Here is an 11,114-nt window from a genome sequence, read left to right on the forward strand (position 1 = left end):
TTGCTTTCCTTTCCAAAGTTGGATACCTGTTACCCTTACCCGGTTGGAATGGTTCATGTTATACTTATTTGGAGGTGTCCTTTAAATGAAATCAACTATATTAGCATGGCTTGAGGAAGGGAATATTACTATACCTTCTATGCTGCTTTCAGAATACCGTAACCTAAATCTAAACGAAATTGAACTAGTACTTTTATTAAATATCCTTGCTTTTATAGAAAAAGGGAATGAATTTCCTACTCCAGAAGAGCTTTCTGCCAGGATGACGGTTTCTGTCTTAGAATGTAATGAAATGCTTAGAAGATTAATCCAAAGAGGTTTTATTGAAATAATGGATCAATACTCAAATGAGGGGATTCGTTTTGAGAAATATACCGTGAAACCATTATGGGAAAAACTGATTGACCTGTTTATGATCAATAATAAAACAGCTAAAGCAATTGATAAAAAGACCGATGAAACTGATCTGTACACTTGTTTTGAAAATGAATTCGGCCGCCCCCTATCACCATTTGAATGTGAATCCCTTGGCATGTGGATGGATGATGATCACCATGATCCAATTATCATAAAGGCTGCCCTCCGTGAATCCGTCATGTCAGGGAAATTAAATTTCCGCTATATTGATAGGATTCTTTTTGAATGGAAGAAGAATGGAATTAAAACGATTGAGCAAGCAAAGAATCATGGCCGCAAATTCCGTCAAAAGCAGTCTCCAAAAGGAAACTTCAAGGATGATGCTCATCAACCGACAGTACCATTTTACAATTGGCTAGAGCAATAGTTAACGAGGGAATCTTCTCTCGTTTTATTTATCTTAATTAATAGTAATGTAGGTGATATTTTTGCTTAATAATAAACAAATTCGTTATTGTTTGGATGAAATGGGGAAAATGTTCCCAAATGCCCATTGTGAGTTAAACCACTCCAATCCATTTGAACTTATTATAGCTGTTTCATTATCAGCACAATGTACCGATGTACTAGTCAATAAAGTAACGAAAGAATTATTTAAGAAATACAAAACTCCTGAGGATTACCTGCAGGTTTCACTTGAGGAATTACAAAATGATATTCGTTCCATCGGACTTTACCGGAATAAAGCTAAAAACATTCAAAGCCTTTGCCGGATGGTTCTCGATGAATATGGTGGAGAAATCCCCATGGATAGAGATGAGTTGACAAAGCTATCCGGGGTGGGCAGGAAAACGGCAAATGTCGTTGTTTCGGTTGCCTATAATATTCCTGCGATTGCCGTGGATACCCACGTGGAGCGAGTAAGTAAACGCCTTGGGATTTGCCGCTGGAAGGATTCAGTATTGGAAGTGGAGAACACTTTAATGAGGAAGGTTCCAAAAGAGGAATGGTCGGTGACCCATCACCGTTTAATCTTTTTTGGCCGCTATCATTGTAAGGCTCAAAACCCTCAGTGTCCAAGCTGTCCATTATTAGAGTTATGTCGAGAAGGCAAGAAAAGGATGAAAGGAAAGGTCGCTTTAAATGGATAATCGAGCAGAGAAAATTTCTAGATTGCTAAAAGAATGGGAAAGCATTAAAACCCGTCTAAATCAATTATTCCGAGAACGTGACCAGAAAAACGCAGGAGAATGGATGGAAAAAGGAATAAGCTTATTCATTCAATTTTTGTTTCTGACAAATGATGAATCCTCAACACCCAATGATTCTATTCCCTATCATCAGTTTTATTATAAGCCTGTAAATATTGAAGAAAGACTAGCATTTATCATAGCCAGACCAGCATTATATCATTCATACCGTCAGCTTTCGGAGCTAATGGTTGAACAGGAAAAGCTGTATGTAAAAAGAAGTATCGTAAAAAAAACGTCTAAGCCCGATGCCTAGACGTTTTTTTATTAATTAGGTTCCCGGTGATCCAGTTCCCTGACCGCTGGAGGGATTTTCGGGCGTAGTAACCGGCGGGGTTGTTCCTCCTTGACCGCCGCCATTACCAGACCCATTGTTACCGTTTCCGTTTCCGTTTCCGTTATTACCATTGCCATTATTACCGTTACCATTATTATCCTCACCATTTTGATCATCTTGATCCATTTCAATTTCAGGATTTGGAATGTCAATGGAAGTTGAAACAGAATCACTCTTCCTATCACCGCTAATGGCTATGATTGTAAATGTATATTTCTCGCCAGGAGCTGCTGGAATCGTTAGGCTGTTTTCCGTTTGAACGAAATGACCCGGTGCAGAAGGATTATTGATTGTCAGATCAAATTGAACTCCCGTCTTATTTGCATTAGGATATTCCCAAGTTAGGACAACTTTTTTATTGACGTCATCATATTTGGCAATTGGATTGACAGGTGCATCCAATTTGTTATATTTCTCAGATACCTTTTTAGGTGCATGCCCTTTTACGGCATATTCTATACTCACTTCACTGTCAGGTGTAAATTCGCTGGCCAGTACTGCAGGCATCGAGCCTTTTTCAACTCTGACCTTTTGGACACTATTTGGCATGGTGAAATCTGGAGTATCGATATCCTTTGAGACATAGGCCATTAAATTTTTAAAAAGTAACTGGGCAATTCTCTGGTTATCCCCGATAGCTGTTATTGGTGTCTTCTGATTATCGTATCCGGTCCAAATAGAAGCCGTGTAATTAGTTGTGTATCCAGTAAACCATGAATCTGGTACAGAACTGCTCTTAATGTTCCACTTTTTCATATCTTCAGCTGTATAGTTTGTTGTTCCTGTCTTACCAGCAATCGGAAGCCCAGGGACTTTAGCTCGTGTTCCTGTACCGGGGGATACGAGGACACTTTTCATCATATCGGTTATCATGAAAGCAGTGGAATCCTTCATCACAACCTTTGGTTCCGGCGCCGTTTTAATAGTGGTTCCGTCGCGCAGCATAATTTCTGTAATCGCATGCGGTTTGGTATAGAAACCATTATTTCCAAAGGCACTATAGGCCCCGGCCATTTGTAATGGAGATACACCAGTTTCAAAACCGCCAATGGCATAAGACTCATAAATTTCTTTTAATGGAATACCAAGACTAACTGCAAAGTCCTTAGCTTTATCCAAACCAACTTGTTGTAATGCTTGGACAGCAGGTGTATTTCGTGACAACTGTAAGGCAGTCCGAATGGTCATAGGCCCTTTGTATTTATCATCCCAGTTGCCAAATTTCTTCCCTGTGGAGTACGTTATCGGCTTATCTTCGATCATTTCATATGTGCCCCAATTTAAATATTCGATTGCTGGGCCATAATCAAGTACAGGCTTAATTGTTGATCCGGGTTGTCGCCTTGTATCGATGGCATAGTTAAATCCACGACTAACTTGTTGATTCCGGCCGCCGCCGATGGCACGAATTTCTCCTGTTTTCGTATCAAGGAGGGCAATCCCGGCTTGGAAAGCTTCATCAGGGTATTGGATGATATCTTGGGAATTTAACATATTATAAACATACGTTTGTGCGTCTCTATCCAAAGTCGTTTGAATCGTCAAACCATCGGTAAAAATATCGAAATCGGTTGTTTCTTTTACTTCATCAATGACGGCATCCACAAAGGAATCGAAAGGTTTTTCATCTACTGTACGCTGCTCCGCTTTTAATACTGTTGCGGCAACGGATACCTTTTTTGCATCGTTCATTTCTTGTTTTGAAATAAAGCCATGCTGTTCCATTAATGTTAAAACAATATTTCGTCTTTTTTCCGCCAGATCTGGGTGGTCGAAGGGATTATAGTTATTTGGACTTTGCGGCATTCCTGCAATTTGTGCTGCCTCCGCGAGCGTTAATTCATTTAAAGTTTTTCCATAATAAATTTTTGCCGCTGTTGCAAGTCCATGACTGTTCTCTGAAACATATACCTTATTGACATACATTTCAAAAATTTGATGTTTTGTGTATTTTTGTTCTAGTTCATATGAGAGCCAAGCTTCCTGAACCTTTCGTGTTAACGTCTTTTCCTGTGTTAAAAATGCATTCTTTACTACCTGCTGCGTGATGGTACTTCCGCCTTCTGCACCAAAACCACGCTGGAAGTTAGCCAAGACCGCACCGCCTAACCGAATGGGGTCAATCCCATGGTGTTTATAAAAGCGATAATCCTCTGTGGCTAAAACAGCATTTTCCAGGACCTGTGGAATATCTTTATAATTTACATATTCGCGATTAATGGCTCCAACTTCAGTAATCAATTTTTGATCTTTATCTAAAATCTTTGATGGGATCGGGTCTTTTAATAATTTTGGGTCAAGTTTGGGAGCATCCTTTACTAGGTAGGCAAATGTACCAACTCCTGCAAGAATTCCAACAATACCAAGGACAACAAGGCTAAGAAAGATTTTCTTGAATAGACCGCCGGATTTTTTCTTGGCTTTTGGCTTCCCCTTGCTGTTTGACTGGAGTTTCTTTCGCCGCTCCTCTCTTGATTGGTATTTTTCAGACATTATGAAATTCCTTCCTTTCTAACCTTTTCAAGTGCATCTATTATTTTAATATAGTCAATTCTTGGCTGAAATCCAAGTGGAATGCGATGACCATGTTGTTCTATTTCCTCTTTTGTAATTGATTTTCTTCCACCACTGATCATTCTTTTCCAATAGTTCAACAAGTGTTGTGCTTCAAGCAAATAAACTTGTTCAAATCTTGTAAATCGAAGAATAACAAAGCATATTCCCCCTTGATTCAAGACTTCTTCCATATGCTCTACTTGGTGCTGATGGAAGTTTTTTAGCGGAAAAGAGGTGGTGTTTTGTGTTTCCTTCGCTTCAAAATCAATATACTTTCCATTGTATACCCCATTATAATCAGTTGTTGAAGCTAATTTAAAGTAGGCTTCTTTTATCACGGCCGCACTCCGATTTGGGTAATCCACCTGAACAATTTGAACCGGTGTTGGCTTTTTATGTATAACCGCAATTTTTCTGTCCCGATAATATTCATTCGTCTCATTTAAATCTTCTTCAAGGGTCATCCCCCTATTACTATACGAACCATTTTTCTTTTTTTTTATGGGAAGGTCATTCTCAATTTTTACCGGTTTATACTTTTTTCCATTTGGATAGTTTACATTCATGATTTGCACCTCTCAAGCTATTCCTTATCATACCAAATCTTAGCAAGATTGGGGTGTATAAAAATTTTTTACGTACACACGCTAATATAAATTGTACCGTGAGTTGCCAATATAAGCATGATTCATTTTTCATAAATGATTTTATTCCATGTTTACTTAAACTCTACTAAACATAATAAGGGAAGATGAATATGAATCATCTTACAATACAGGAACAAACAATCATCCGTCAAATTCGAAGTGAAACCAATAAAAAGAATATTGATAATATTTCAAGAACCGATGCTTACTTTAGTTATTTTAAAAAGAATCCCGATATTATTTGGTCCTTTCTTGCCAGTATGGTTTCAAGAAATGGGGGATGGAATATGTGTGACCTTGAAGGCTCCATTTTCCCCCAACTATTAGATGATAGGGTGCGGAAACAACTATTCCATACCTATGAGCGGGCCAATTGGCTTATTTTTCATGATGTTTTCCCCCAGTTACTGCTCTATCAATATTCGACGAAAATAAATCGGCCAATGTTTCATTTACTTCCCTATTTCAATGTTTCCGCATTTATTCAAAAAGAATGGAAGCGGTATTGGAAGGAGAATAATCGGAATCGGTTAACAACTGCATTAATTATTAATGAGCAAAATGTCATTCAGACGCCTGTCATTGAACATCCCGTTTATAAGAAAAAGGTATTTCAGTCGATGATTTTTTCCTTTCAGGACTGGCTCCATTTTAGTTGTGTCCTGTTCCCAACATGTGGCGGGGAGGTTTATGGGGCAAGTGTAAATGGTTTTAAATCTCTCTCTAAAAGGATTAACTTAGGGAAGAGATTAGCAAGTATTCTCTTTCATCAAAGGTTGTTTCCCTATTTTCTAGAATTTGCTGAAAAGACTCCTCATACTGGTTCAAGATATGATTATGAGCAATATTTTAAAATAAGGCCCGTTCGAAAAACACCATTGCTACGAACGACCTTCCCTGTAATTATGCATAATCAGCACAGCTATGCGGATTGGAGTAAGTGTAGAAGGGTCTCTCCTGTGTGGCTGCATCTACCAGCCCGACATCGTCACCCCATTCATTTGACCGATTGGTACTTCGCGAAATCAAACCAGCTGCAGTTAGTGCTCTCGATTCAAAAGGTATTGGAATTGGAAAAATGGAAATGAAAAAAGCAAGGAAGGGGTTCCTTGCTTTTTGCCGTAATCATTCATCATGTGGAAGGGCGATTTGGCCCCTCTATTTTTTTATCGCCATAGCCTACGGTCTTTTCTTCTTCAGATTGTGGTTGTTTATTTGGTTGTCTTTTCTTTTTTGACATAAAAACACCTCCAATACTATTCTGTCGAAAGTTAACAGAATATATGCAGATTGCCACTTTCTTTGCCGAACTTCTTCTAGTTTTGTCAAGAGGGGAGGATGCCAAGGATGGAAAGAGAATACTACCATATAGATAATCGCGAGGAGGGTTTTATAGATGAATAAACCATTGTCCGAAAAAGAAAAACTACTTTCGATGCTAACGGAAATATATGATCAATTAGAGGAATTAGAGTCTGTTCTTGAGGCATCATTCTCCGACCTTCGAATTAATTTAAACAGGGAGCAGCAAGAAAAAATATCGGCCCCTGCCCAAAGGCTGTCTGACATGGAATATAAAATAGCTAATGACCTTCCGGAATCCAATCTAAACCAAATCCCAAAACCATTAAAGCTTGAATTAGGTTTTTAATTACAGCAAAAAATGATAGTATAAATGAGAGTAGCAAAATAAACCTTTGCTACTCTTTATTTTTGATTTTTAGAAGGGATCATATGAAATGGCTGAAGAAATCCTTAACCTTACGGAAAAATTATTACAGTATAACCATTTATTTATTAAATATTACCAAGATGGAAGAGAGACAGGTATTACCCATGATTTCGAGAATGTCATTAAACCATTTGTTGATGAAGTAAGTATCATTACTAATCAATGGAAAAATGCCATGAAAAAGTGGCTTTCTGGGTCAAATCATAAACATTTACATTTGAAACAGATTGATACGACAGCAGAACATATCGAACAACTCTCCGTTCAAGCCTTTTTTCCGAAAACTAGCAAATCAAGGTTCCTAAATTCAGGGCGGACTGTTGAATACTTTCTTTTGGAAGTAATAAAAGAAGTTAAGCAATAGAAAAGAGATGCTTTTTTGCATCTCTTTTAATGATGATTTATGAATGTTCGATGAGGGAGTTTTCACTATCCATTTCCGGTAATCCTGCGCCTTTGTTTTCAAGCTCGCGGACAAGAAGGCGATATTCTTTGATACTGATTTCGTTGTGAATATACGCTTTCTTAGCAAAATCCATTAGTGCGTTAACGTCATCTGTGTTGTAATCCCGACTTTGAATAAATTTGCCTTTTAATTCACGAATGTTCATTAATAGCTCCTCCTTCATCATTTTCTCTATCCTAACACGAATTAAAAGGATTTCTAGTTTTTAAAATATTTAAACTTTAGACAAATTCCCTCTTAATTAGACATTGTCCAAAGTTTTAAAATAATCACCTTTCATTTGGAACCTTCATAGTCTGTAATAGAGATATTTGTGGAGGAGATGTTTGCCCATGTTTGGTAAAGAGAAACCAAATAATTACGTTTATTATGGATACTCGGGGCAAATGATGCACCAAGTTCCAACTGGTCAACAATGGAACCAGCAACATGTTGGTAATCGAAATCAACCAATTTCATATCAAGCACAGCCCCAAAATTATGAATGGATGTCTTTTCAACAACAAAATCCATACTATCCGCAAGGTATGCAGCCATTTGCACAAAACTATCAACCAGGATTCGTGCCGCAAACTATACCATACCCAAATCAGACATATTCACAAAAAGATTCACAGTTTCTTTTTCAAAACCCGCTGCAGCCGAAGGATGAAATGGTTCAACAGCCCTCCTATATGCCGATGAATGGGTACCCAATGATGAACCCCTATCCAAAACAAAATATGCTGCCGAAACAACCAGGTGGTGTGAAATCCATTATGAATTCCTTCAAATCACAGGACGGGTCGGTGGATTTTAATAAAATGGTTAATACTGCCGGGACGATGATGAATGCAGTGAACCAAGTTTCCTCGCTTGTTAAAGGTTTTGGAGGATTCTTTAAAGCGTAACATAGAAAAGACGGCTATTTTAGCCGTCTTTCTTCTTTTTACTAATTCTATTCTTCAATTTCAATAATCTTTCCCCTTTCCTGAGGAATTCGAATTTGTAATAAACCATCTCGGTACGATGCTTTCACCATTTTTTCATTTATAGCATGTGGAAGGGATATGGTTCTCGTCGAATGTTGTCGAATGAATTTTCGATGGTAAACTTGTGATTGATCGTTTTCTACTGTTTCCAGCTCATTATTTTCAATAGAAATCGTTATATAGTTTCCGGTAATATTTAACTGGATTTGATCTCTTTTCACACCTGGAAGTTCGGCTGTAATAATATATTCCTTTCCTGTTTCTACTGTTTCCACAGGGAAACCTGAAGCAACGGGAAATGGAGTTTTGAAAAAATCATCAATTGATTGTAAAAATCCACGGACTGGTTTTTCAGTAAAGAAGTCGTTCATCGATTTCATTAGGTCACGAAATGGTTCAGGTATCGGTTTTTTAGGGTTATTTTTATCACTCGGAAGCTTGGATGTCATTATCTTTCCCTCTCTTTCCAATATTTCACTTTCTATAATATGCGTTTAAATCTAGGTAGGTGCCGTCAAATTATTGCAATAACTTTTTGAACGATTTATTACATCGTATTAAATTGTGATAATTATCACATGAATAATCCGCCTTGATTTGTATGCTATGGTGGTAATTTAAGGAAAGGAAGGAACCTATATGTTTTGTTATCAATGTGAGCAAACCCCAAGTGGTGGTTGCACTGAAATGGGTGTTTGTGGTAAGGATGAAACAATAGCTAGTTTACAAGATACCATTATTTTTGGCTTAAAAGGGATTGCGGCCTACCGAACGCATGCGAACCAACTTGGTTATACAGATCCATTAGTTGATTCAACTACACATGAAGCACTGTACCTGACGTTAACGAATTCCAATTTCAATCTTCAAGAACATATTGATATGGCGATGAAAGTTGGCAGGGCTGCTGTCCGGGTGATGGAGATGCTTGATGAGGCACATACAAAGCGGTTAGGGATTCCTGAACCCATTCGGGTGAGCCAGAATAAAATTGAAGGCAAATGTATCGTTGTGACGGGCCATAATCTATTTGCCTTAGAGGAATTATTGAAGCAGACAGAAGGGAAAGGAATAAATATTTATACACACTCAGAAATGCTGCCTGCTCACGGCTATCCTGCCCTAAAAAAATATCCTCACTTAAAAGGGAATATCGGCAAGGCCTGGTATGACCAACGCCGTTTGTTTGAAGAATTTCCTGGAGCCATTCTGGCGACGACAAATTGCGTGATGCCAATCAAAGGAACCTATGCAGACAGAATGTTTACCTATGATGTTGCAGGCCTTGAAAATGTCGAAAAAATTATCAATGATGATTTTACACGTTTAATCGAGAGGGCATTAGAACTTCCGGAAGCGGCAATAGATTCAGATGAAACATTACTAACGGGTTTCCATCATGAAACAGTATTAGGTATTGCCCCAGAAGTTATAGACGCTGTGAAAGCAGGGAAAATCAAGCGATTCTTTGTGATTGCCGGCTGTGATGCACCCGGTCATGGAGGGGATTATTACCGGGAATTGGCAACATCGCTGCCGCGGGAAACAGTTATATTAACGACCTCCTGCGGGAAATTCCGTTTTAATGATGTTGATTATGGTGTTGTTCCCGGAACAACTATTCCTCGTTATATCGATTTGGGACAGTGCAATAATTCCGGTTCTACTGTTAAAATTGCGATGGCTTTAGCAGATGCATTTGACTGCGAAGTGAATGAACTTCCAGTGAGTATTGTATTATCATGGTTTGAGCAAAAAGCGGTAGCGATTTTACTGGGGCTTTTCAGTTTAGGTATTAAGGATATCCGGATTGGACCAAAACCGCCTGAATTTATTTCTGAGGGGGTTCTAAAAGTTCTTCAAGAAACATTTAACCTAAAATTGATTAGCACAGTACAAGAAGACATGGAAAAAATGCTACAGTTAACAGCAAAATAACCAAAAACACCGCAGCGTTGACCGCCTGCGGTGTTTTGGTTTTAAATTAAGTGTATCTCTTCCATCAGAATTTCGACATCGACAATCATGTTTCCAGCTTCATCTACTTCAATCAGCTCATCTTTTTTCATTTTTGTTAAGGTCCGGCTAATCGTTTCCCTGGTGGTTCCAATCATATTGGCAAGATCCTTGTTGGTGAATTCTGACTTTAATAAAATCGTCCCATCTGCTTGCTTCATCCCATGGTTTTGCGCAAGCCTTATAAGTAGTTTAACAATTTGTTCGTACGTATTATTAAGAATTTGTTCCTCTAACCGGTCCTGCAAATCAACGATTTTCTCACCAAGCACCTTAAATACCTTGATACAAAGCTCGGGATTTTCAATTAAGACTGATTCAAATTTTGAAATGGGAACAGCAATAAGCGTGGATGGTTCGAGAACCTCCGCATATGCAGGGTATTCTCCTTTTCTGAAAAAGCCAACATGTGGGAACATTTCACCTTTTTTGGCCATTGCAACAATCTGTTCTTTCCCGTTCACGTCACTCTTGTAGATTTTGATTTTACCTTCAAAAATAAAGTAAACATTTTCAAGCGGATCACCCTGAAGAAAAACATGACTTTGTTTTTTCCAGTCCCTCGTAATTGCAATATCAGCAACCTTTGTTAATTCAAAATCAGTAAGTTCACGAAAAAGAGTAAAATGAGCAAGCACTCTTTTGATTTCATCTATTTTCATTCTATCACCTTCAACTTCTTCTCAGTTACCATCTATTGTACCAAATATTCATCAATTGTTTACATTCATTCATATTTTTTTAAAAAGAAGTAGTGATTCCTATTTTGATTGGGAGAATGT

13 protein-coding genes are annotated in these 11,114 nt (G+C 38.1%); 8 read left to right on the plus strand and 5 right to left on the minus strand.

Annotated elements, in window-relative coordinates:
* Window positions 1-85: 85 nt before the first annotated feature.
* From G6554_RS09580 to G6554_RS09590, 3 genes are all read left to right on the plus strand, one after another.
* Complete coding sequence (locus tag G6554_RS09580; protein ID WP_166241145.1) at window positions 86-784, plus strand: DnaD domain-containing protein; 699 nt, start codon at window positions 86-88, stop codon at window positions 782-784.
* Between the two features lie 61 nt (window positions 785-845).
* Entirely contained in the window at window positions 846-1,508 is a 663-nt protein-coding gene (gene nth, locus G6554_RS09585) for an endonuclease III (RefSeq protein WP_166241147.1), read from the plus strand.
* The gene (locus tag G6554_RS09590; RefSeq protein WP_166241149.1) at window positions 1,501-1,863 is read left to right on the plus strand and encodes a YpoC family protein; all 363 of its coding nucleotides are present in this window, start codon (window positions 1,501-1,503) and stop codon (window positions 1,861-1,863) included. The genes nth and G6554_RS09590 overlap by 8 nt, the downstream gene beginning before the upstream one ends.
* A 15-nt stretch (window positions 1,864-1,878) precedes the next feature.
* On the opposite strand, the gene G6554_RS09595 is transcribed toward G6554_RS09590, so the two are convergent.
* Window positions 1,879-4,437, minus strand: coding sequence for a transglycosylase domain-containing protein (locus G6554_RS09595; protein ID WP_166241151.1), 2,559 nt, complete (start codon window positions 4,435-4,437; stop codon window positions 1,879-1,881).
* Entirely contained in the window at window positions 4,437-5,066 is a 630-nt protein-coding gene (gene recU / locus G6554_RS09600; RefSeq protein WP_166241153.1) for a Holliday junction resolvase RecU, read from the minus strand. Before recU ends, G6554_RS09595 begins: the two co-directional genes overlap by 1 nt.
* A gap of 191 nt (window positions 5,067-5,257) precedes the next feature.
* On the opposite strand from recU, the gene G6554_RS09605 reads away from it, so the two are divergent.
* The 3 genes from G6554_RS09605 (at window position 5,258) to G6554_RS09615 (ending at window position 7,243) form a co-directional block, all read left to right on the plus strand.
* Window positions 5,258-6,235 carry a DUF2515 domain-containing protein gene (locus G6554_RS09605; RefSeq protein WP_166241155.1) on the plus strand — a complete coding sequence of 326 codons (978 nt, stop codon included), beginning with the start codon at window positions 5,258-5,260 and terminating at the stop codon, window positions 6,233-6,235.
* Between the two features lie 308 nt (window positions 6,236-6,543).
* A complete protein-coding gene (locus G6554_RS09610; RefSeq protein ID WP_166241157.1) occupies window positions 6,544-6,798 on the plus strand; it encodes a hypothetical protein in 255 nt (84 codons plus the stop codon).
* A gap of 88 nt (window positions 6,799-6,886) precedes the next feature.
* Window positions 6,887-7,243: a DUF1798 family protein gene (locus tag G6554_RS09615; protein WP_166241159.1), complete on the plus strand. Its 357-nt coding sequence runs from the start codon at window positions 6,887-6,889 to the stop codon at window positions 7,241-7,243.
* A gap of 37 nt (window positions 7,244-7,280) precedes the next feature.
* Here G6554_RS09615 and yppF read toward each other — a convergent pair whose 3' ends face one another.
* Window positions 7,281-7,490, minus strand: a complete 210-nt coding sequence (yppF, locus tag G6554_RS09620; protein WP_166241161.1) for a YppF family protein — start codon at window positions 7,488-7,490, stop codon at window positions 7,281-7,283.
* Window positions 7,491-7,677: 187 nt separating this feature from the next.
* On the opposite strand from yppF, the gene G6554_RS09625 reads away from it, so the two are divergent.
* Window positions 7,678-8,235, plus strand: a complete 558-nt coding sequence (locus G6554_RS09625) for a YppG family protein (RefSeq protein ID WP_242637685.1) — start codon at window positions 7,678-7,680, stop codon at window positions 8,233-8,235.
* Window positions 8,236-8,282: 47 nt separating this feature from the next.
* Here the strand turns inward: G6554_RS09625 and G6554_RS09630 are convergent, their stop codons facing one another.
* Complete coding sequence (locus G6554_RS09630; RefSeq protein WP_166241163.1) at window positions 8,283-8,765, minus strand: Hsp20/alpha crystallin family protein; 483 nt, start codon at window positions 8,763-8,765, stop codon at window positions 8,283-8,285.
* Window positions 8,766-8,955: 190 nt separating this feature from the next.
* On the opposite strand from G6554_RS09630, the gene hcp reads away from it, so the two are divergent.
* Window positions 8,956-10,254, plus strand: a complete 1,299-nt coding sequence (hcp, locus tag G6554_RS09635) for a hydroxylamine reductase (protein WP_166241165.1) — start codon at window positions 8,956-8,958, stop codon at window positions 10,252-10,254.
* A 41-nt stretch (window positions 10,255-10,295) separates the two neighbouring features.
* On the opposite strand, the gene G6554_RS09640 is transcribed toward hcp, so the two are convergent.
* The gene (locus G6554_RS09640; RefSeq protein ID WP_166241167.1) at window positions 10,296-10,994 is read right to left on the minus strand and encodes a Crp/Fnr family transcriptional regulator; all 699 of its coding nucleotides are present in this window, start codon (window positions 10,992-10,994) and stop codon (window positions 10,296-10,298) included.
* Window positions 10,995-11,114: the final 120 nt, after the last annotated feature.

The organism is Bacillus sp. MM2020_4, assembly GCF_011250555.1.
GTDB lineage: Bacteria > Bacillota > Bacilli > Bacillales > Cytobacillaceae > Neobacillus.